Annotated in this window: 18 protein-coding genes and 1 tRNA gene; 1 reads left to right on the top strand and 18 read right to left on the bottom strand. The window is 38.4% G+C overall.

What is annotated here, in order from left to right; translation table 11 throughout:
• Position 1: 1 nt before the first annotated feature.
• The 4 genes from tilS to spoIIE form a co-directional block, all read right to left on the bottom strand.
• Positions 2–1,396, bottom strand: a complete 1,395-nt coding sequence (gene tilS, locus D1839_RS17620) for a tRNA lysidine(34) synthetase TilS (RefSeq protein ID WP_120381124.1) — start codon at positions 1,394–1,396, stop codon at positions 2–4.
• Between the two features lie 70 nt (positions 1,397–1,466).
• Positions 1,467–2,411, bottom strand: coding sequence for a protein kinase domain-containing protein (locus tag D1839_RS17615; RefSeq protein WP_120381123.1), 945 nt, complete (start codon positions 2,409–2,411; stop codon positions 1,467–1,469).
• Positions 2,377–3,114, bottom strand: coding sequence for a vWA domain-containing protein (locus D1839_RS17610; RefSeq protein WP_120381122.1), 738 nt, complete (start codon positions 3,112–3,114; stop codon positions 2,377–2,379). The genes D1839_RS17615 and D1839_RS17610 overlap by 35 nt, the downstream gene beginning before the upstream one ends.
• Positions 3,115–3,238: 124 nt before the next feature.
• Entirely contained in the window at positions 3,239–5,689 is a 2,451-nt protein-coding gene (gene spoIIE, locus D1839_RS17605; RefSeq protein ID WP_183030270.1) for a stage II sporulation protein E, read from the bottom strand.
• A 718-nt stretch (positions 5,690–6,407) separates the two neighbouring features.
• On the opposite strand from spoIIE, the gene D1839_RS17600 reads away from it, so the two are divergent.
• Positions 6,408–6,481, top strand: a tRNA-Met gene (locus tag D1839_RS17600).
• 194 nt (positions 6,482–6,675) lie between these two features.
• On the opposite strand, the gene D1839_RS17595 is transcribed toward D1839_RS17600, so the two are convergent.
• The 14 genes from D1839_RS17595 to glmU all read right to left on the bottom strand — a co-directional run bounded on the left by D1839_RS17595 (position 6,676) and on the right by glmU (position 21,900).
• Complete coding sequence (locus D1839_RS17595) at positions 6,676–7,059, bottom strand: S1 domain-containing RNA-binding protein (protein WP_120381121.1); 384 nt, start codon at positions 7,057–7,059, stop codon at positions 6,676–6,678.
• Between the two features lie 105 nt (positions 7,060–7,164).
• Entirely contained in the window at positions 7,165–7,545 is a 381-nt protein-coding gene (locus D1839_RS17590) for an FtsB family cell division protein (protein WP_120381120.1), read from the bottom strand.
• A 6-nt stretch (positions 7,546–7,551) separates the two neighbouring features.
• Complete coding sequence (gene yabQ, locus D1839_RS17585) at positions 7,552–8,151, bottom strand: spore cortex biosynthesis protein YabQ (protein ID WP_120381119.1); 600 nt, start codon at positions 8,149–8,151, stop codon at positions 7,552–7,554.
• A complete protein-coding gene (gene yabP, locus D1839_RS17580) occupies positions 8,148–8,447 on the bottom strand; it encodes a sporulation protein YabP (protein WP_120381118.1) in 300 nt (99 codons plus the stop codon). The genes yabQ and yabP overlap by 4 nt, the downstream gene beginning before the upstream one ends.
• A 58-nt stretch (positions 8,448–8,505) precedes the next feature.
• Positions 8,506–8,766, bottom strand: a complete 261-nt coding sequence (locus D1839_RS17575) for an RNA-binding S4 domain-containing protein (RefSeq protein ID WP_120381117.1) — start codon at positions 8,764–8,766, stop codon at positions 8,506–8,508.
• A gap of 4 nt (positions 8,767–8,770) precedes the next feature.
• Positions 8,771–10,216: a nucleoside triphosphate pyrophosphohydrolase gene (mazG, locus tag D1839_RS17570; RefSeq protein WP_120381116.1), complete on the bottom strand. Its 1,446-nt coding sequence runs from the start codon at positions 10,214–10,216 to the stop codon at positions 8,771–8,773.
• Between the two features lie 97 nt (positions 10,217–10,313).
• Positions 10,314–11,924: a putative polysaccharide biosynthesis protein gene (locus D1839_RS17565; protein ID WP_120381115.1), complete on the bottom strand. Its 1,611-nt coding sequence runs from the start codon at positions 11,922–11,924 to the stop codon at positions 10,314–10,316.
• Between the two features lie 356 nt (positions 11,925–12,280).
• Positions 12,281–12,817 carry a stage V sporulation protein T gene (gene spoVT / locus D1839_RS17560; protein WP_120381114.1) on the bottom strand — a complete coding sequence of 179 codons (537 nt, stop codon included), beginning with the start codon at positions 12,815–12,817 and terminating at the stop codon, positions 12,281–12,283.
• Positions 12,818–12,947: 130 nt separating this feature from the next.
• On the bottom strand, positions 12,948–16,466 hold the full coding sequence (gene mfd / locus D1839_RS17555) for a transcription-repair coupling factor (protein ID WP_120381113.1): 3,519 nt from the start codon (positions 16,464–16,466) through the stop codon (positions 12,948–12,950).
• 626 nt (positions 16,467–17,092) lie between these two features.
• Complete coding sequence (locus D1839_RS17550; RefSeq protein WP_120381112.1) at positions 17,093–17,323, bottom strand: anti-sigma-F factor Fin family protein; 231 nt, start codon at positions 17,321–17,323, stop codon at positions 17,093–17,095.
• Between the two features lie 465 nt (positions 17,324–17,788).
• Positions 17,789–18,349 (bottom strand): aminoacyl-tRNA hydrolase, encoded by a 561-nt coding sequence (pth, locus tag D1839_RS17545; protein WP_120381111.1) that lies wholly within the window; start codon positions 18,347–18,349, stop codon positions 17,789–17,791.
• A gap of 436 nt (positions 18,350–18,785) precedes the next feature.
• On the bottom strand, positions 18,786–19,409 hold the full coding sequence (locus tag D1839_RS17540; RefSeq protein WP_199690388.1) for a 50S ribosomal protein L25/general stress protein Ctc: 624 nt from the start codon (positions 19,407–19,409) through the stop codon (positions 18,786–18,788).
• A gap of 141 nt (positions 19,410–19,550) precedes the next feature.
• Entirely contained in the window at positions 19,551–20,504 is a 954-nt protein-coding gene (locus tag D1839_RS17535; protein WP_120381110.1) for a ribose-phosphate diphosphokinase, read from the bottom strand.
• Between the two features lie 16 nt (positions 20,505–20,520).
• Complete coding sequence (glmU, locus tag D1839_RS17530) at positions 20,521–21,900, bottom strand: bifunctional UDP-N-acetylglucosamine diphosphorylase/glucosamine-1-phosphate N-acetyltransferase GlmU (protein ID WP_120381109.1); 1,380 nt, start codon at positions 21,898–21,900, stop codon at positions 20,521–20,523.
• Positions 21,901–22,407 lie beyond the last annotated feature (507 nt).

The following is a 22,407-nucleotide window of genomic DNA, read 5'->3' as shown; positions in this document are numbered from 1 at the left end:
CCTACTTGTTGCCTTTTTCAAAATATAGTTGTATTTGTGAGGTATTTATCCGGGGTCTTGCAAGCGCTGCTTTTCGCAACCCAACTAACCAAAGAATCTCCCCATCATTATCTGTTACAATAGGCCAAACCGCTCGTTGATGACGAGGCACTTTAGCATCAATAAAAATATCCTTTACCTTCTTCCTTCCGTTTAACCCTGCAACACGCATCCTATCTCCATTTTTTCGGGTTCGTATATGTAATGGAAGTGCTACCTGATCAGCGCTAAAGCTAAGGCTATACTTCGTTTGTTCATATAATGTGTCTACAAATTCAGCATGGATGACTGAACCATCGGGTAAAATTGTTTTTCCTGGAATGACCACAAGCTTATGGAATGACGATGAGTCATTAAGGTCATCATGAAAGTAACACCTTATTTGATCGTAGGATTTCTCTACTTTTAGTCCAGCGGGGAAATCAATTTGTGCGTTGCCAATTTGGTGTTGAATAAATGCAAAAAATTGTTCTTCATGAACATAGGATAAATCGTTTGGCACATCCACATACAGATAGTTTAATATTAGATGATAGGCACGTCTTTGTAAAGCAAATGCATACGTTTTAAAGGTACGGATTTCAAACGATAATTGTCGCTTTTCTGGTTCGAAACAGACAACAGAGGCTACCATTTTTTTGGCTTCTGCTAATAAATAAGTCTGATCATCGGTTATTGTCTCACTCAGATGCTGCACTGTTGTATGTAAACTGTTATTTTTTTCTTTTAATAGGGGTAAAATATGGTGCCTTACATAATTACGCGTATACACGCTTTCTTCATTTGAAGCGTCCAGACGTGGTGAAATATGGTTGGTTTGGCAATAGTTCCATATTTCATCTTTTGATACACAAAGCAAGGGGCGTACAATATATCCACCAGCAAATGCTCTTTTTGCAGGTATCCCTTTAAAACTTTGTGAATCCGCAGCACGGATTAAGCGCATCACCATTGTTTCAATTTGATCATCACCGTGATGTCCCAAAGCTAAATAATTCGCCTCTAATTTCTCCATTTGTTCTTGAAATGCAGCATAACGTAACGTTCTAGCAGCCATTTGGGTACCTTGTTTATTTTTTTGCTTCCATGCAGGCACATTAACGGACGTACTGATAAATTCAATTTGCCATTGCTCACAGATTTGTTTAACATAAGTCAGATCAGCTAATGACTCTTCGCCGCGGAGCTGGTGATCGACGGTTAGTGCAATAATTCGCAAATCCCAATCTTCCCTCATGACATAGAAGCAATGTAACAGCGCCATAGAATCAGGTCCCCCTGAAACACCGACTATAATCGTTGCACCCTTAGTAAGTAAATGATGTTTCTGTATAAACTGTCGCACTTTTAATTCCATTTGCCCATCTCCAACAAACGTTTTTACTCTTTGTTCTTATACGTATAACTTAATCCTATCACAATACCTCTTACTGAAAAAGCAAAGAAATTACATAATAAATGATTACTAGTATCGATATACCTCCTATATTGACAAATACAGAAGGCGGATGCGTTTGATGTACTGGTCCAGGAGTGGATTGAATATTTTTTCGTTGCAATTTATAAATAACTTGTAACAGCTCCTTTTTCATCTGCTCGCTTGTATCATAATTGCTGATAATCGCTTTTTTCAAAATAGCTCGATATGGCGAAAGTGCTTTTACTCCATCTATTTTTCGGAATAGTTGTTTTTGCGGTGACGCTTCTTTCACAAACTTGTTCGGATAGTAAATTTGTAAAAATACCATAGCAAACGCAAATAAATCATAGCTTGGCTCTGCCTTCCGACTCCCTAACCCCCAATACCCACGATCATAGAATTCTGTATACTCTTTAATCGCCCTTCCTATCTGTGTGGTTCCACCAACATCTACCCAACGAACTTTTGGCGGAGAGGATACTACAAGTAAATTTTCAACCTTTAAATCACCAAACACCCAGCCGTTTTGATGAAGTTCCTGCAAAGCGTCCAAAAGCTGTAACATAAAAACACCGATCCACGCTTCCCCACGTCGTTGAATATATGTAATTAATGGCTCCCCCTTTAAATATTCCATAACATAAAAGGAATACCGTGATCCTTGTGGTGATATCCAATCATCAACATCTAACAAATAAGGTCCAAGCCGGTTACCTTGGACCTTTCCCAATGACTTGAGCACATTTACTTCTACCGTCATGGATGAGCGTTTATCACTAATTTTCAAAGCTGCCTGTTTCCCATTATATTCACAAAGGTATACAACACCAATAGCGCCCGCTCCAAGCTTTTTCTGAATAAGATAAGTTTTTCCATGCCATTTCCCACGCAGCTTTATTCCTGGACGAACATCGTTATTAAGCTTCTTCCATTCCTGGTTGTTCATCTTCATACTTAAAGCTCCTTCGTAAGCTCTTCTTGCTAAATAAATACATGGCTTCACGAATTGCCGGACCAGTTGGAGTAACCCCGCCACTTGTCAACTTCGGGAAAATAGAAGAAATCGTATCTAGTGCTGGAGACCAATCCAGTATTTTTTCAATCTGTTTTCGTTTACCAGGAAAACGATAAATAGCGAACCGATTACGTCCAATCCGAGCGTTTAAACTGATAGATAAATCCATTAAAGCTTCTTTAACTGTCGGAAGCTTATCATACATGCTTGCACTCGTATCTACAAGAACAAGCACCTCTAAGTCACAAGTCTCGCCCATATCTTCAACAACTTCCATAATTTCTCCACGTTTTTCCGGTTCAAGGTCTTCAAGCGACTGTCCCTTTCCTAGAATTTGTTCTAGTTCTCTATTAACAAATCCTTGCATTGTTTGGGTCATCGCTTGCTTCGTAACAGACTGCACAGTTTGAGATAATGCTTGTTTATAAACAAGCTGACTAACTCCACCTCCAGATAGAGCAATATCCTCTACTTCTTTTAAGCTTTCATCTTGCTCAGAATGATCATCATCCAATATTCCGATTACATTGATAGTAATTCCCTGCTGATGTGCTAATGAGGCTACTGCCACTGGATCTTCTCCTTGATTGGAGCATCCATCGGTAATAAGTAATATTTGCTTTAAGGTTCCTTTTCTCAATGCTATCTACCTCCCAACTTTTCAGTACCATCATCGCCATCTTTCCATTTATCTATACATGGTCTAGTAGCGTATAATTAGTAGAAAGCGTGTAATAGTTAGGAAGTAGCTGGATTCTGCGAAACTATGATGATACAGGATAAATAGGAGCTTGTGCCCATTTTGGGATATTTTTCTTTATTTTAGCAACAACGACTGTCATGTCATCCTCAATCTCTCCTGCCCTTGTCCGAATAACCTCCTCTAAAATTAAATCCGCTATTTCTTGAGGGTCATTCGTACGCATATCGCGAATTTTTCGTTTTAGCCATATATCCGTATTTTCGATATGCTTTGGTCCTTCAAAAATTCCGTCACTCATCATAATTAGTAAATCATCAGGAAGTAACTGCTCATTTACAATCTCTACATCAAATTCCTGGATAATTCCCATTGGTAAATTACTTGCTTCAATTTTAATTAACTCGTTTCCGCGCTTAACAAAACTTGGGGAAGAGCCGATTTTTAAAAACTGTACAAAGGCATTATGCAAATCAATGACAGCTAAATCGAGGGTCGCAAACATTTCATCTGTCGAGCGTAAAGCTAAAATCGAATTAATGGACTTAATAGCGACTTTCTCTGGTATACCTGTTTGTAAGATTTGCTGCAAGAGCCTTAATGTTTCTACACTTTCCTCTTGTGCACGTGCTCCATTTCCCATTCCATCACTTATTGCCATTGCATATTTTCCTGCACCTAACTCTATCGTTGTATAACTATCGCCAGAGATTAGACCGCCTCCTTTAGCAGCATTAGCAGCCCCTGTTTCTACTACAAACTCTCTAGCGGACCCAAATGCTAAATAACTGTACCCATTTGGAAATGGAGCAATCTCTTCTTGCTTTACAACAATAACCTCCTTCAATATATCGGATAGTACTGGCGCAATCAGTTTGGCCCCTTCACCACGATACTCATAAAATGTTAACGTCATTTCAATATCTACATTCCCTTTGTCCAAACTATATATTTCCAGTTTTTCTAACTCCATCCCAATTTGCTTTAGCGCATGAACAATTTGTAACTCCTGTTGTTCATGATGCTCGCGTTCTTTTAATATTTCCTTTGCAAAATCCTCCATCACTTCGGATACCCCTTGCAATTGATCAGCGACCAGTTTCTTACTTTCTAATACTTGCTGCTTTAGCTTTTGATTTGCTTCGAAGTATGATATTTCCTCTTTCATTGCATCTAATACTTTTTGCGGTTTGACACAAAAATTTTCAAATTCCCGCATCGTTTTTTTCGGTGGCCTCCCCCCTTCCTGTATTCCATCCTTCAGCAATTCCATTAATGAATATGTTTTATCAAACTCCTTTTGCCAACACCTTTCCTTCATGAAACAATTTTGACAAGATTTTTCAGTGACTTGGCTTAAAAAATAATCCGTTTCCCTTTGTACCTCTTGTTCATCTTCCATTTGCGCCTCCGCAGTGGCAAAACTATTAGACAATGCTTGAAACACACCAGAAAACTGTTCCACCCGCTGTGCTGTTACATTTCGTACTTTTTGTAAATATTGCTCCTGTTCATTGGTATACTCTTCCGTACCCGGAATCAAACGCGATAGGCTTTTAAACCAAGCTGCCGGTGTAATTAAAAAGAGAATGATCGCTATAGATGTTTCTAAAATAGAAGGGATAAGCGCTGTCATATTACCATAAATCCCAATTAGGAATGTTCCAACAAATAAACCAATTGCTACGCCAGGTTTTTTCCCCTCTTTTAATAACCCTCCCAAAAGCCCTGAAAACGCTAATAAACTCATTTGATATAAATTAGCCACGTTTGCAAGCGACAGAATCAAACCAGTTACCACACCAACTGTCGATCCAATGGCCGCTCCACCAATATAAGCAAGAATAAGTACAAAATAACGAGAAAGCACCTGCTCTATGGATGCTCCGTACAGCGTCCAGCCAATCGTTCCTGTAAGGATCGAAGCAAGGAGAATAATCATACAGACGATTTCTTCATTTTTTAATACAGGATTATATCTTTTTGGTGATAATAAAGGAATGCTTTGCATAAATATTAAAACGAGAACCGTTCCTAAGACACCTTCTACTAGGACAAGCATCCATTCATATGCTGCCAGCTGGTGTTCAATGGAATATTGAAAAACCCGAGTACTTACAGAGGCAAAAAATACAAATAATGGTATGAGCATCTGCTGGTTTTTCGCTTGCTTAAACAACCCTGCTAAAAAAATAAAAACAAGTAGCCCTAAAGCGATAAAAATCCCGTGATGCACAGAATAGCTTAAAGCGCCTAATAATACTGCTATCATAGATTTAAACGCTTTTTCTTTATAGACAAGCCACATAGTAGCTAAAAAAGCTACCGCAAATGGAGAAACCACAGATAAAATGACTGCCCTCCCCAACAAAAAACCAATCATATAAAACAGCCATCCTCTATCTACTAATATCATTTTCAGCTTTGCATATAGACGTCCTCTTAGCTTGTCCAATTGATTTGTTCGTTGTGCTACAAATGCTTTTGGCTGTAATCTTGAAAGTGACTCCATCATAACCACCACTCCTTCTCTGTGCCTACTATTAAATCACATTATGCCAACTATTTTTGTCAAAACATAAGAGCCTTTAAAAGAATCGTTCGACTCCTTTCTATCGTTTAAACAAGTTTCAACACGAACAAATGTTAGGCAAGATTAGCAACTAATGGGGGTCCGTTTATGATTTTGTTTGGAGGAAAACTTACTTGGCAATCTAAAAACAGATCCTAAAAGCTACTCGGTTTCTGTAACAATTTGAAAATTTTTTAGTGAGACTATTAATTCGTTTCCATAGCTAACGGATAGAAGTCTCCAGCCAAAAATGAAGTACTCCTTTTCTACAGGCGGTGTTTCCTACCGAAGCGTGCTTTGTTCTACGGGAAATCGGAGTCTCCACAGGAATATTTACCCTTTGCTTTTAAAGAAGTTGAGGCGTCACAAGCGCATAGTAACATGGGATATCCATAACAAGTTTAGATCGGCATAATACTAGCAAATCACAAGGAGAGAGAAGGCCGCCTAAAAACGGGCTTGCCGCCCAGAAGTCGGACCGATCAGGCCTTATCGTCGGGCGCATTTCTAAAGTCGCATCATTGCTGGGCTCATGCGCCGGACGTAGCTATTCGGTTATTTCGTTATCCCAAAGCACCTCTTTTTATACTATATTATTTTATAAAAAAAGTGGTTGACAGAGACGTTATCCTACTGTATTATATTCAATGTTGGCTTGTTCGGCGGTGTAGCTCAGCTGGCGAGAGCGTACGGTTCATACCCGTGAGGTCGGGGGTTCGATCCCCTCTACCGCCATCACAATAAAAAACAGAGATTAACTATTTGTTAATCTCTGTTTTTTATATCGTCATATATGGAAAAAGCGCCCTTTCCGACAACTAAAAACGGGTAGCAAAAGGCGCGAAGAACCATATTTCCTGTTTACTTAAAACCATACGCTCAAGTACAACATTTATTTTTAGAGCATTATCTTTTTTAGACAGCAACTGCTATCCCCTTTTAGCACCTCGACCCCCGCGTTTGGATTCCGTGTGCTTCTTTAAAGAGGCAAGGCGGTCTTCAGAGTCCTTTAAAAAACGGTTCATTTTTGACTCAAAAGTTTCCATCCGTTCACGGTTATCTCGTTGACGTTTCGGCTTAACCACCGCTTTTTTTATCGACAAACCAATTTTTCCGTCCTTTTCAACATTAATGACCTTTACCTTCACTTCATCGCCGACAGAAAGGTGATCATTAATGTCTTTCACATAGTTGTCGGCAACCTCACTAATATGAACAAGCCCTGTTGTTCCCGGCTCGATTTCTACAAAAGCCCCGAAATTAGTGATTCCAGTTACCCTACCCTGCAGCTTGCTGCCTACTTCAATTGACATAAAAAAAATGCTCCTCCTTAGAATTTTTAGGAAACTAATAATAGTTTGATCACTAATGATATTATTAGCTTACTACTATATTATAGCCAAGCAGACGAAAGTGTGTCAATAAGATGGCTCCTTATCAGGAAGTTTAAAAATCAACTCGCCCTCTTTGGATAAGAAATAATTTGTTCTTGCTATCTCTAACACATAATCTTCATTCTTTAATCGTTCCGCTTCTTCCTTAAGGCTACTTTGTTCTTCCTTTAAATTAGCCAATTCCTCTTGTAAATTTTCATATTCTGCTGTTTTTTCCGCATGAAGAGAACGTTGCTTCATATGATATGTAGTCATACTGCCAATAGCAACTAGAGCAATGACGCTAAACAGCACCAAACGACGAATTAACCGTTGCCTTTTCCGTTTTTGTCTTTCTACATATGCATCATACTGTTGCATGTAGTTCGAATCGAGTTTTGTTACGGTTCGTTTACTTGCAGCCAAAGTTCATTACCTCCTCTTCCAGCTAACTCGGTTCCAGACCTTTCTTAATTTATTCTTTATTGTACTATAAAATCCTGCTATTTTTAATAGAAAACGTTGAACTTTTTTAGGAAGTATCTGATAGAGCCCTCGCAACAGCCATTGAACGGGCTTTAGTATAATTGCTAAAATGAAGAAAAGGACGGAAGCGAAGAGCTTTAAGAGCCATACCAAAACAGCATAAATGACGTATAAAATTCCTTTGATCGGAGAAATAATGAAGATTTGTACCAGTCTTGAAAAAAAACGATATATGACAAGAGCAAGACGTATACCATGCTCCAACAATTTCTTATACCTATTAGAGAGAATGGCTTGGTAAAAAGAAAACCCTAATAAGCATGCCAGCACAATATATAATCTTATCTCCCCACCATTTACTAAAAATAGGATATAAAATAGAAGTAATGTTTGCGTAAACCAAAACCCTATCTCCATAACATAAACCATGATGCGTCTATTTTTCCAGTAATGTGAAAAACGACGAAATGTATCCAGCATCACGCCAGTAGCTAATCCACCCGTAATCATTGATAGCATCGTTAACAGCTGTGTGCTTAAACTCATTTAAATAACTTGCTAAAGAACCCTTTAGCCTTCTCCTGCTGCTCATCGATATAAGAAAGCTCATAGATTTTCCCTTTGATGACAACAGAACCATCATTTACATCCAAATTCTTTAACTGAAGATTTTGTCCACGAACAATTAAATAACCCATTACCGTCTCTAACAAAAACTCTTCATTGTCAAAGCTGTCAACCTCTTTAACGCCACTTATTTCTAAGTTTTTACGATTATTAATCTTTACATTATGTTCTGTAGCAACACGGGCTATATTCTCTTTATTTTCATAATAGTTCATCGAAAACACCCTCCTTATCATTATTACTTTATGATAGGAGGGACAAGTATAGAACTATCTAATTCGTTAATTTTTCTTCTTTGATAATCGTATATAACGTTTCCGCTTCATCTTTTTTTACTGTTTCTCGTAGCGCATTTATACGAAGCGTAACCACCTTCTGCCCAAAACGAATCACTAGTTCATCCCCGACTGTTAACGTCGTAGATGCTTTGGCAGAGTTGCCATTCACTGTAATTCTGCCTTGATCAGCTACTTCTTTTGCTAGTGTACGACGCTTGATTAACCGAGATACTTTTAAAAATTTATCTAAACGCATCACATTACTCCCTTTCTTTTGCCTCTTCCCATAGCGCATCCATTTCTTCTAAAGTTGCTTCTTGCAACGAACGCTTACGTTGATGTAAAGCTCGTTCGATATCAGAAAAACGAGCAATGAATTTCTCATTCGTTTGATTTAACGCAGTTTCTGGATTTATTTTATAATACCTAGCTATATTAGTAAGTACAAACAATATATCGCCAAATTCCTTTTCTTGATCACGTACAGTATCTTTGCTTATAGCTGCTTTAAATTCATCTAACTCTTCGTTCATTTTTTTCCACATATCAGACACTGTATCCCAATCAAATCCTTCCTTTGCTGCTCTTTTTTGTAATTGATATGCTCGTGCAAGGGATGGTAAATGCTTTGCAATCCCATCTAATTTGGAGGTTCGTGTATCCCCTTTTTCGTCTTTTTTTAACTGCTCCCAATTTCGCATAACATCATCAACACTATGAACATGTTTATCTTGAAACACATGAGGATGTCGATGAATCATTTTATCTGTAACTGTCCGTATTACGTCATCCACAGTAAAATAACCGTTATCTTCCCCTATTTGACTATGAAGCATTACTTGGAGAAGTACATCACCTAATTCTTCTACAATTCCTTCATCATCCTGTTGATCGATCGCATCAACCAGCTCATACACTTCTTCGATGGCATATTCACGTAAACTCTCATGCGTCTGTTTCTGGTCCCAAGGGCAACCATCTGGACCTCTTAATGTTCGTATTACTTCCCGAAAATGTGTAAAAGTATGATGCAATAAATTATCCGATACAGGTGGAACGTAGACACTCGTTAAATTGCTAACCTTAACTCCGCGATCCATTTCTTCTAAAGTAACTTTAACTATTTTTTCAGCTACACTTCCTGCTGCTTCAATCATAGTAATTGGATAATCTGCGGGCAAATCTTCCAATAGAGTTAGTTTAACTTCAGAAGCAATCATTTGATCATAGACTTGCGAGAACACAAGGTGGTTGTAATAATTTAGCTCTTTACGTTGAAAGGAGGTCGCATCAACAAACTGAAATCCATCAATTGGGTCTATTTTTAAAGCTGTAAACAGATCATCTAAATAACTGCTTCCTCCAATTATTTCTACATCGCATTCCGATTGTTCCAACAATAATTGCACCGTTTTTTCAGCAAGCATTGGGTGACCAGGAACAGCATACACCACATGCTCATTCTCTGCTCTTTCTTGAATAAATGAAACAATTCGCTGATACACATCGGCAAACTGTTTCTCTTCTTCATAAATGGTATCAAATGACGTGAACTTCACTCCTTCAGCTTGCAGGGCATGAATGACAGGATGCTTTATTGTTCGGGTGTATATTGGCATTGTTGCAGCTATTAACTTTTTGTAAATACCTAAAGGCAACTGATCCAGGTCTCCTGCACCGAGGCCAATAATTTCAATTTTATTCATGTATGTTCCTCCTCTTGACATATTACCGCAGATTTGTCTTTTCTAAACTCTATGAAACACTGGGCCATTTCTCATCACAGGCTACCGATGTTTCCTCTCAGCTTTCATTTCTATTACGGTTTACAGCAGAGCGGTTTTTACGAGTTAACATAAGGAAAAGACGGGACGGGAGCATCTGTAATTGTTGTTCCGTAAATGCTTGTAATCTAATCAAACAGTATCCATAGATAGCAGCCCCTGTAATAGAAAGGAAACCAACACATACAAACCAACCGAACCTTGAATAATGAAGCCAAGGGTACGCCAGCCATTTAACTATCATTAAGTAGCTGACCATAACCAAAATAGCAATCAGCAACGCCTTCCACTGCATGTTCCTTAATATCTGCAAGCGTGGTAGTTTTCTGTGTAACTCCACCAAAGCAACTATACTAAACACGAGCAACGAAAGCACAGTGGCAAGAGAGCTCCCAAAGATACCAAGCGCTGGAACAAGCCATTGATTACCAATCCATTTTATAAAAAATACAAGTAATATAATCAGAGCAACTCTTTTAACATGTCCTAACCCTTGTAATATAGATGCCGCTGTAATTGCAAGGGAACTTAATAGAATAGCACTCATTAATAAACGTAAAGCAGTGTTCCCTTGCTGATCGAGAAAAAGAGCCTGATTCACTTCAGGGAAAATCACCATCAGCCCAGCTGTTGCACCTGCTGCCAAATAAATACTGAATAGCATCGCGCCGCGAATATATGGATAAAAGGTGTCTGGTTGTTCAGTCATTTTCTTTCTGGAAATGGATGGCATGAGAGCTAGTGCAAATGATGAGCCAAACACTGTTCCAACCTGAATAAGCGGCTGTCCGCGGTCAAACACCCCTTTAGCTTCCATGGCAATTATTTTTGAATAGCCACCTTTTAGTAGGCTTGGAAATAGTGTAAACGTGTCTGCAAACTGCAATAAAAGTAACACCATATGATTTAACGTTGCAACCATTCCCAAAATAATGATCGTATGTACATAATCACGTAAAACGTATGCTTGCTTTTCTAAATGAAACGGTCTCAGTCGCCAAAAAAATAGTCCTAATACTACACCTGCTGCCATTAAACCGATAATAGCAGCAAATACGGCAGCTTTTCCAATCATATAAATTTGTTGACCGCTTGCTGCTACTAAACCAGCAGCAGCAATAATAACCGTTACGCGAAAAAGCTGTTCTGCTAGCTGCGAAAAAGCAGTCGGTTTCATCAGAAAAATGCCTTGAAAAGCTCCACGCAACAACGCAATGATCGGTACAAATAAAAATGTAAAAGCACCTAAACGATATGTTCCTGACAATTGATCGTCGCCCACCCATCTAGCAATATACGGTGCATTCATATAGATAAACAAAAACAGGCTACCACTAAACAGACATAGAATCAAAAAAATGGGCACATAGAAGCTTTGTAATGATAAACATTGATAATGCGTTTGTCTGTCTGCTGCCAGCTTTGAAATCGCTGATGGGAACCCGTATAAAGCTAGCATCAAGCCAATCCCTAATATGGGATATATCTGTTGATACACATAAAACCCCATATCTCCTGTTAAATTTTGTAATGGAATGCGGTAGGCAGCGCTTAACATCTTACTAATGACGCCCGTTATCGTTAATAATAATGCTCCTTTTACGAGCTGATTCGTATTATTTCTATTCATGCAGAACTTCCTTTTATGATGTGTTCAAAAAGTGGCAAAATGAAATAGACTTCTAACACTTTAACAAAACAGGTGAATTATCTGTCATAGCTTTCTTTCATATCACAAAGGCTATAACATATCCAGTTCATCAAAGCATAAGCAGACATCACTCCTGGATTCGTTTAAAATCAGACCAACCTGGAATGCCAAAAGTCGTTTTAACCGGGCTTTCTGAACATTTTCTCCTTAAGATCAAACGTTATTGTTCATTATAGCATAGTTCCTAAATACCCCAAGTGAAAGAATTTTCCGTTGTACTTTACATAGAAGAAGCTACCCTTCTAATGAAAGGCAGCTCCCCAGTAAAAATTTGCTTATTCCATTTGTTTTGCTAAAAAGCTTGCAGCAGTCTCTGCCGCTTTTTGTTGAACAGCTGTAAAAGCTTCCCCTTCTTTAGCAAATAACACCACTGATCCAATTGCGTCGCCATTGGCAATAATTGGACTAACACAATATGTTGTCATTTCTTCTTCATGACCATCTATGATTTCAAGTGGTTTCGGTTCTGTTTCCATAACTTGTTGCCTTCCCTCAATAATATTTGTTAGAGGGGTTCCAATATTTTTGTTTAAGTAGTCTTTTTTTGACTCTCCAGCTACAGCAATGACCTCGTCACGATCCGATATGATAACGGGAGTTTGTAAAGAGTCAAACAACGCTTCGGCGTATTCTTTGGCAAATTGACCTAGTTCATTAATGGGAGAATATTTTTTTAAAATAACTTCTCCTTCACGATCCACATAAATTTCTAGTGGATCACCTTCTCTAATACGTAATGTTCTCCTTATCTCTTTAGGGATAACTACTCTCCCAAGATCATCAATACGTCGTACAATACCAGTTGCTTTCATACTTCCTTGCCTCACTTTCTAATGATGATTAACTATGCCCTTTTCACACATGAAATCCGTGTAAAAATCATCCGGTGTGGTTTTAGTATGAAGCAAAGCAGGATAACTATACATACAATACTAATTTTTACTAACTACGATTTGCATATTTTAATTTATCAATAAATTCTTCCACAGCTTTATAACATTGCTGCTTCGTTTTACTCGTATACTTAAATACAAGCTTTAATTTATTATTTTCTGTTCCAAGCTGCACATCTCGTCCATACTCATTCGCCATCTCAAACAACTTCGCCCCATCGATTTGTTGACTGCGCTCTTCATCTACAAGCACTTCCATTTTATTGTTCTTCTCATTGATCGATGTGATTCGTTCTCGTTTCGCCAACATTTTCAAGGTAGCTACTGTAAATAAATGACTTACTTCCTCTGGATAATCACCAAAGCGATCGATTAATTCATCATGTAAATCTTCTGCATCCTCTTTTGTTTCCATCGATTGAAATTGTTTATAAATATCTACTTTTTGTTTTTCATCTTGAATGTATTCGTCTGGAATGTATGCATCGATTGCTAATGTCAGTTCTGGATCAAACGGTTTGACATCCTTTACTTCTTTTCCTTCTTTTCGAGCATCAATTGCTTCTTTCAACATCTGTGAATACATGTCAAAACCAACTGAATCAATAAATCCATGCTGTTGAGCCCCGAGCAGATTTCCCGCTCCGCGAATGGATAAATCCCGCATCGCGATTTTAAATCCGGATCCGAGTTCCGTAAATTCTTTAATGGCTTGTAAACGCTTTTCTGCCACTTCTGTTAGCACTTTATCTTTTCGATACGTAAAGTAAGCATATGCTACTCGATTGGAACGCCCTACACGACCCCGCAATTGATATAACTGACTTAAGCCCATTCGGTCAGCGTCGTTTACAATTAAGGTGTTTACATTCGGTATATCGACACCTGTTTCTATGATGGTAGTGCTAACCAACACATCAAATTCTCCTTCTAAAAAGGCAAAAATAATATTTTCCAATTCTGACTCATTCATTTGTCCATGTGCCACTGCAATCCTCGCATCAATATGGGTACCTAAATCTCGAGCTACTTCTTCTATATTTTCTACACGGTTATGCAGAAAGAATACCTGTCCTCCCCGAGCCATTTCACGCTCAATAGCCTCGCGAATAAAAATAGGATTATATTCCATCACGTACGTTTGGATCGGGAACCGATTTTCAGGAGGCGTTTCAATAACCGAAAGATCACGTACTCCTAGCATAGACATATGCAATGTACGTGGAATAGGGGTAGCTGTCAGTGTAAGCACATCTACATTTGTTTTTAACTGCTTAATTTTCTCCTTATGCTTTACTCCAAAACGTTGCTCTTCATCAACAATTAATAACCCTAAATCTTGATATTGAACATCTTTAGATAAGATACGATGTGTCCCAATTACAATATCAACGGTGCCTTTCCTTAATCCATCCAATGTCTCCTTCTGCTGCTTCCTCGTTCTAAATCTGCTTAATAGACCAATGGTGATTGGATAATCTTGGAAACGTTCTCTTATTGTCTCAAAATGTTGCTGTGCCAGAATCGTTGTCGGAACTAATAACGCCACTTGCTTGCCATCAGCAATCGCTTTGAAAGCTGCTCGAATGGCCACTTCTGTTTTTCCGTATCCAACATCACCGCAAAGCAGGCGATCCATCGGGCGCTCACGTTCCATATCTTGTTTAATTTCTTCAATACAGCGCAGCTGATCCTCTGTCTCCTGATAAGGGAATAGCGCTTCAAATTCGCGTTGCATTTCAGTATCTTCAGAAAAGGCATATCCTTTCTTTGCTTCACGTTCTGCATAGAGCTTAATCAAATCATCGGCAATATCCTCTACAGAAGATTGCACCTTCCGTTTTACTTTTTTCCATTCACTTCCACCTAGCTTATACAGCTTCGGCTCTTTACCCTCTGACCCTACAAATTTCTGTACTTGATCAATTTGGTCGATGGGGACAAATAATTTATCATCACCGGAATATTTAATCAGCATGTAATCCTTATGCAGATCATTAACTTTCAACGTCTCAATACCCAGGTATTTTCCAATTCCGTGGTTGGCATGTACGACATAATCGCCAACTTTTAATTCCTGATAATCCTTAATTCGCTCAGCATTTGATATTTTTTGTTGCTTTCTCGTTCGTTTAGTGCGCTTTTTAAATAGTTCCTGCTCAGTCACTAACACAAGCTTATGCATCGGCAACTCTACACCACTGGAAATGTTCCCTACAGCAATAGTTGGTTTATCGACAGGCAGTTGTAAATATTTGGATATACCAAACTCGATGTCATAATCCATAAAAATAGAATGAATTTTTTCTGCTCGCTGTTGGTCCGGTGCTAAAACGACGACAGAATAATCCCCTTTTTCCCAGCGATTCAGTTCATTTTTAAATAAATGCATCTGACCATGAAATTCTTGCATCGGTCTTGAAGATAAGTTTACAATGTTTTGTGGCTGTGTATTAGGAATATGCCGTAAGAATACAGACATGTACAAGCGCGGCTGCTTCATCCGCTCCCAAATTGCATGCCAATCAAACGAAAAGAAACTATTCTTCACCATTTGGTAAGAAGCTAGTAAATTACTATACCAATTAGCCTCTTCTGTATCCAAATGCAAGGCTGTCTCCTGAATCCGGCTCATTTCATCAAGGATAATCTGTCCATCTGCCGGTAAATAATCTAGTAAGCTAGCAGGGGTATTGTACAAATAACCAATATATTTATACATTTCGGGGAAATGCTCCAAATTTTTTAACCGCTCTACATCACGTTGCACCACTTCTGCCAACGTTTCCTTTGCCTCTTGTGACTTTAAAGTTTTCAACGTATCCGCCAGGGCTTCCTCTAAACGCTCTCCGGCAGCATAAATGTCTGATTCTGTTAAAAGTAGCTCCGTTGCTGGTCCAACTGTTAGCACCTGTAGCTTATCTAGCGAACGTTGCGTCTCAGCATCAAAATAACGAATCGAATCAATTTCTTCGTCAAATAACTCAATTCGAATCGGATGCTTTTCTGTGATTGGATATATATCAATAATCCCGCCACGCTTACTAAATTCACCAGGAGAAGTAACCATGGAAACGCGATCATATCCCATATCTATTAAAGATGTTAAATAATGATCTACATCAATTTCATTGCCAAGTTTAAAAGGTAGCTGGTATTTTCCCCAATACGCAGGGGGTGGAAGTATTCGCTTTAAAGCAGCTACAGGGGCTATTAAAATTCCAGATTTTTTTTGTGACCAAGCAGTTAATGACTCAATCCGCTGACTTCGTAATTCTGGGCTTGCGATAGCTATTTCTGATGCTATCAGTTCATTAACAGGATAAAGGTAAACATCTTCCTCACCAACAAAACCAACAAGATCGTCATATAGTTGCTGAGCCTGTACAAGTTGATGTGTAACTAACAGAACAGGCTTATTAATTTCACCTCGAATAACAGATACAAGCAGTCCTCTAGCTGAACCTGATAATCCAGCTACTAGCTGCTCATCCATCCCCGCTAGCACCCCATTGATAATGGATTGTATATCTTCTTTTTTCTGTAAATATGTTTGTATTCCTTTCATTCCTAAACCTCCACTTACATAGGGCCTATGCGAACCAATCTCGTATCACCCAATAATTTCTCTAATTCTTACTCTCGCCCTTCAATTAAGCAAACGTAACGGCGCCTACCCTTAAGGCGTAGACGAACTCTTTACTTGGATGGCCATTATCCTATTAGAAAAACTTGGCTTGTCGTCAAGTCTTATGGCGAAAGCCTTTTGTTTTTCTTATACTATAAACCAAAAAAATCTTATCCTTTCCTATAGTGGAACAAAGGCGCAAGCGCCCGTTTAGCAACGTAGCGACTGGAACGAATCAACTGAAGTTTTAGGAATCATGCCACTAAAAACAAGGGTATGCCGACATCAGGCGGCAAGCCCGTTTTTAGTCGGCCCTCCTCTTTGTAATGAAACGATGATGACTTATCGGAAGGCGATTTCGTGAAGTCACCTAGTTGCTGGGCGCTTAAGCCGGACGCGACTATTCCGTTATATCGTTATCCCAATGCCAAAATTTTTATACTTTCTTATCTCTTAAAAAAAATAGTACTCTTAAACGAACGATTTGTCTTCTCCACTAAAAAACTAAATCTATCTACAAGCGCAAAAACGCCTTGGCTTCACTTCACCAAAGGCTATTACCTTTTCTATTGTAAAAAAAAATCTAACTCATGGTAATGAGGATGATGACCTAAAGCTTCTTCACAGTTTTCGCAAATCACTTGTATATACATATCCCCATTTGGTTTATAAATAATCATTTCTTCTTTATCCTTCACTGATAATTGGTCAAATCCTAATATTGATGAATCCATTACCTGTTGTTGAATACTGCCTATTTTTTGCCCACAGTGCCTGCATAAATATACAATTGTCAACGGGACCGCCTCCAGTACGATTTTACATTTAGAGGTCGTTCAAAAATCGTGCAACAGCTACCAATGAACCACAGCTATAGTATCTGGCCCTTTTAAAGGGATTCGATTTTTGAACTAGTTATTGGTTGGTTTTTAACAAACGTTATTTAGTAACTAGTTTAACCGAAACACCCTCACCCTATACAAATAGCCCCGTTGATAAAATAAAACCTCGTTCCAAATAAGGAAAATAACAAAAGCTACAAAGCCTTGAAAAAACACGATGTAATTACTATCAAAGTGTCCCGTGTTATTGAAACGATTTATTACATGGAGTTCTCCTCTGCCTCACCCTATACTTTGGTTATTACATCAATCCAATGCAAAGTCGAATTAAGTACATAAAAGTACCGAAAAATCCTTCTTTGACTCTCTACTACTTAAAGTGTACGAAAAAAAACAGTTTTGCTATTTTATATGATGTAGTTATTGATTATATTCATTCATCACCTCTGGGAACGGTTTATGCATCCATGCTTCACACGCATCTGCAGCTTTATTTACACTATTCATCACTTCTTCCGTATCGCATTTAGGGAAAGTTTGCAGAACGTAATCAATAATCGATAGCGATGAATCAGGTCTGCCTATCCCTATTCGAACACGTTTAAAGTCTTTCGAACCTACATGCTCAATAATGGATCTAATTCCATTATGTCCACCATGACCTCCTTTTTGACGGAGCCTAATTTTTCCTATTGGTAAATCCAAATCATCAAAAATAATCAAAATATTTTCTAAATCAATATGATAATAATCCATTAGCGGCCTTACAGCACCTCCAGAAAGGTTCATAAATGTTTGCGGCTTCACTAACATCAACTTTTCAGTTTCTGTTTGCACAATGGTGTATTCTGCTTTAAATTTGGACTTATCTAATTTCCATTGGTGGCGTTGAATTAATTCATCAATTACCATAAAACCAACATTATGCCTAGTACGATCATATTTTTTCCCTGGATTTCCTAAACCAATGATACATTTCATAAACTTACTTCCTTTGTCTTAATATCATCTTATCCTATTAAAAAAACTTGCTGAAACGTACGAAAAAAGATTTCACTTTGTAACTTGGAAAAATCATACAACGCAACTCTCCCCCCTAATTCAGGAGGGAGAGTTGCGTTTAGCATATCTTTAGAATGAACCTATTCAATGAAAAATATTTTTACATTGCAGATTCACTAACCGAGGCTTGAAAATGCTAATATCTACTAGTTAAAAGTATTTATCTATAACAAACACTTGTTCATGTGAGTTTAGCCCTTCTTTGCGAGTTAACTTCACATTGGGTGGTTTATAATAAAGGTTAACGATCGCTTCAGTTTATGCATAAATAGAGCAAGCTTGTCCCTCGTCCTATATATTCAACATCTTGCGAAAAAGACGCTTCAATATGGACATTCTATGTTATTATTCTTGCTTATTCTTTTTCTGCATCAACTAATTCTGGTTCTGCATTCTCCGACGGAGCCTCTTCTACATCTTCTAAGGTATCCGGCGCTAATACTGTTGCAACCGTAGTAACCGCTTCGTCTAATATTTCGAAATTACCTTTAATAGTAATATCAGAAACAGCAATACTATCCCCAATTCCTAGATCAGACACATCGACGACGATTTCTTCAGGGATGTCAGCTGGTTTAGCACGAACTTGCAATTGATAAAGTGGTTGTTGTAAGACCCCACCATCCTTCGTCCCTTTTGCCTCTCCTTCTAAACGTAAATTTACTTCTACGTCCATTTCTTCAGCCATATCGACGATATAAAAATCTGCGTGAACAAGTTCATCTCTTATTGGATCGATCTGATAATCATGAAGCATCACATCTACAGGTTTTTCATCTTCAATGTGAAGTGAGATAATCGCGTTTCTACCCTCATCACGAACTGTTTTGATCAATTCAACACTATTTACAGCAATCGATTTCGCTTCCTTCGCTTTTCCATAAATGACTGCTGGAACACGTCCGCTATTTCTAATTTGCTTTGTTGCTGATTTCGTATGATCTTCTCTTCGTTGAGCTGCTAATTTTACTGCCACCATAATCACCCTCCAAATAGTTAAAAACCTACGCTTATTGCAATTATTCAATATTACAGTCTTTTGTTTATTCGGTAAAATATATAAGTCATTAAGAATAAACATCCATCTTAGATATTACCCGTTTCAGCTAAAACTTAAACGTTAATCAAACAAAATACTAACGGATTGCAGTTCATGCACACGAATAATCGCTTCACCGATTAAAGGAGCGACAGAAAGTTGTGTAATCTTATCGATCCGCTTATCGGCAGGTAAAGGAATCGTATTGGTTACAACTAATTCTTTAATTTTTGAATCGTTAATACGCTCCATTGCAGGACCCGATAATACTGGATGTGTACAACAAGCATATACTTCCTTGGCACCATTTTCAACTAATGCATTTGCAGCTAAAGTTATAGTTCCAGCAGTATCAATGATATCATCAATTAGAATTGCTGTCTTCCCTTCTATATTCCCTACAATATTCATGACCTCAGCTACATTGGGGCGTGGTCTGCGCTTATCGATGATCCCAATCGGTGCTTTTAGGCGGTCAGCCATTTTTCTCGCCCGTGTCACTCCACCATGGTCAGGTGACATAATGATGATATCTTCCAAGTTCTTTGCTTCAAAATAATCGGAAAGTATTGGCACTCCTTGCAAATGGTCAATGGGGCTATCAAAGAACCCTTGAATTTGCGGAGCATGCAAATCAAGCGTAATAACACGATCAGAACCCGATGTTTCCAATAAGTCTGCCACTAACTTTGCTGCAATAGGTTCTCTCGATCTTGCTTTACGATCTTGCCTTGCATATCCGTAATAAGGCATAACAATATTGATTGATTTAGCAGAAGCACGCTTTAAAGCATCAATCATAATTAATAATTCCATTAAATGTTCATTCACCGGTGAGCACGTTGACTGTACGACATAAACATCACAACCACGAATGCTTTCTTCAATGTTAATTTGAATTTCCCCGTCGCTAAAACGTGATACAGTACATTTTCCTAGTGTTGTGCCAATATGTCTGGCAATTTCCTCCGCTAATTGTGGATTAGAGTTTAATGTAAAAACCTTCAAGGATGAATCCTTGTAACTAGCTGCCATGAGTTAAAACCCTCCGTTAGTCTTTTTTCCGATTTTTAATTCTTGACGCATACCCTTCTTTATTCATTTGCTTTGCTCTTGCAATCGATAAAGAACCTTCTGGCACATCCTTATTTATAGTGGAACCAGCAGCAATGTAAGAACCCTTTCCAATGGTCACAGGTGCAATTAGATTTGAATTGCAACCGATAAATGACTCATCATCAATAATTGTTACATATTTGTGCTTACCATCATAGTTCACTGTAATTGTACCACAACCTACATTCACTTTGCTCCCGACATGTGCGTCCCCAATATAACTTAAATGTGAAACCTTGCTATTCTCGCCTAAACTCGTCTTTTTAATTTCAACAAAGTTTCCTACTTTTACCTTGTCGCCAATAGCACTATCCGGGCGTATATGTGCATATGGACCAATTTTCACATCATTACCTATCTTGCTATCGTTCACAACACTTTGCTTAATCACTGTTCCGCTTCCTACATAGCAGTTACTCAACTCCGAATAGGGACCAATTTCCGCATTTTCCTCAATAACTGTATTACCTTTAATAATCGTACCTGGATGAATAATAGTGTCAGCAGCAATCGTTACATCTGGTTCGATATACGTTTGATCTGGATCAATAATTGCCACACCATTACGCATATGGTATTCATTAATACGTTGTTTCATAATTTTCTCCGCTTGCGCTAAAGCGATTCGATCATTTATTCCAAGCGTTTCAGCAAAATCCGGAGTTTGATATGCGCTCACTGTTTCACCTTGAGTTTGAAGAATTTCGATCACATCTGGCAAATAATACTCACCTTGCGCATTATCATTGGAGACATGCTCCAAAGCTTGGAACAGAGCCTGATTATCAAAACAATATGTACCTGTATTAATTTCGTCTACAAGTAGTTCTGCTTCATTTGCATCTTTATGTTCTACAATCCGTTCCACATCATTCTGCTGGTTTCGAATTACTCGTCCGTATCCAGAAGGATTAGGAGCTTTCGCTGTCAGGATGGTTGCTTTTGCACCTGTTTGCTCATGATGAGTAATCAATGCTTGATACGTTTCCTTTGTTATTAAAGGTGTATCTCCACAAACAACGACCGTTGTTCCTTTCTTATCTTCTAAAAGCGCTTTAGCTTGGACAACTGCATGTCCAGTTCCCAACTGCTCTTCTTGGAGGACGTACTCACTAGCAGCACCAATCTGTTTTTTTACGTCTTCAGCACCAAAACCGACAATAGTAATTATTTTATCGACGTTTACGCCACCAATTTGTTCAATAACATGTTGAACCATGGGGCGACCCGCTAGAGGATGGAGTACTTTGTAAAGCTTAGATTTCATTCTTGTGCCTTGCCCTGCTGCCAATATGACAGCATATCGATTCGTCATATAAAGAACCTCCATCATTTCAATTTATCCATTATGAATATATCTTAAATACCTCCTCTTTTCAATAGATAAACCGTGTAAATCAAGAAGCGACTGCAAGAACAAAGGCGCAGTGCGCCCGTTTAGAAACGTAGCGACTGGAACGAAGCAACTGAGATAAAGGAATCACGGTGAGATACGAATCAATGATGACTTATCGTAGGGCGATTCGTGAACTCGCCTAGTTGCTGGGTGCTGGAGCCGGACGGGGCTATTCCGTTATATCGGTAATCCCCGTCGTTTTGCTACTCTTTTTCGATGTGCGGTTACTCGATTATTCTGTCCCGATGTTTCTGGTGTACATCTAAGCCTGCACGCCTTTCCATCATTACTTCCATAGGAGAACAGACCTCATCATGAAATTAACAATACAACTGACAGTAGTTTTCTTCACTAGCGTTGCATAAACTTTTTATTTCAAAGTCAAGCGAAGATATTTTGTTCCAAAATTATGAATAATAGGAGTTT

Source organism: Roseburia sp. 1XD42-34, assembly GCF_009917385.1.
GTDB lineage: Bacteria > Bacillota > Bacilli > Bacillales > Amphibacillaceae > Virgibacillus.
Note: the sequence above shows the minus strand (reverse complement) of the source record. Positions and strands in the feature narration are given on the sequence as shown.

Excerpts from the sequence above, each read along its gene's own strand:
- tilS (WP_120381124.1), bottom strand. The coding sequence starts at position 1,396 with ATGGAATTAAAAGTGCGACAGTTTATACAGAAACATCATTTACTTACT.
- D1839_RS17615 (WP_120381123.1), bottom strand. The coding sequence starts at position 2,411 with ATGAAGATGAACAACCAGGAATGGAAGAAGCTTAATAACGATGTTCGT.
- spoIIE (WP_183030270.1), bottom strand. The coding sequence starts at position 5,689 with ATGATGGAGTCACTTTCAAGATTACAGCCAAAAGCATTTGTAGCACAA.
- D1839_RS17595 (WP_120381121.1), bottom strand. The coding sequence starts at position 7,059 with ATGTCAATTGAAGTAGGCAGCAAGCTGCAGGGTAGGGTAACTGGAATC.
- yabQ (WP_120381119.1), bottom strand. The coding sequence starts at position 8,151 with ATGAGTTTAAGCACACAGCTGTTAACGATGCTATCAATGATTACGGGT.
- yabP (WP_120381118.1), bottom strand. The coding sequence starts at position 8,447 with ATGAACTATTATGAAAATAAAGAGAATATAGCCCGTGTTGCTACAGAA.
- D1839_RS17575 (WP_120381117.1), bottom strand. The coding sequence starts at position 8,766 with ATGCGTTTAGATAAATTTTTAAAAGTATCTCGGTTAATCAAGCGTCGT.
- mazG (WP_120381116.1), bottom strand. The coding sequence starts at position 10,216 with ATGAATAAAATTGAAATTATTGGCCTCGGTGCAGGAGACCTGGATCAG.
- D1839_RS17565 (WP_120381115.1), bottom strand. The coding sequence starts at position 11,924 with ATGAATAGAAATAATACGAATCAGCTCGTAAAAGGAGCATTATTATTA.
- spoVT (WP_120381114.1), bottom strand. The coding sequence starts at position 12,817 with ATGAAAGCAACTGGTATTGTACGACGTATTGATGATCTTGGGAGAGTA.
- mfd (WP_120381113.1), bottom strand. The coding sequence starts at position 16,466 with ATGAAAGGAATACAAACATATTTACAGAAAAAAGAAGATATACAATCC.
- pth (WP_120381111.1), bottom strand. The coding sequence starts at position 18,349 with ATGAAATGTATCATTGGTTTAGGAAATCCAGGGAAAAAATATGATCGT.
- D1839_RS17540 (WP_199690388.1), bottom strand. The coding sequence starts at position 19,409 with ATGGTGGCAGTAAAATTAGCAGCTCAACGAAGAGAAGATCATACGAAA.
- D1839_RS17535 (WP_120381110.1), bottom strand. The coding sequence starts at position 20,504 with ATGGCAGCTAGTTACAAGGATTCATCCTTGAAGGTTTTTACATTAAAC.
- glmU (WP_120381109.1), bottom strand. The coding sequence starts at position 21,900 with ATGACGAATCGATATGCTGTCATATTGGCAGCAGGGCAAGGCACAAGA.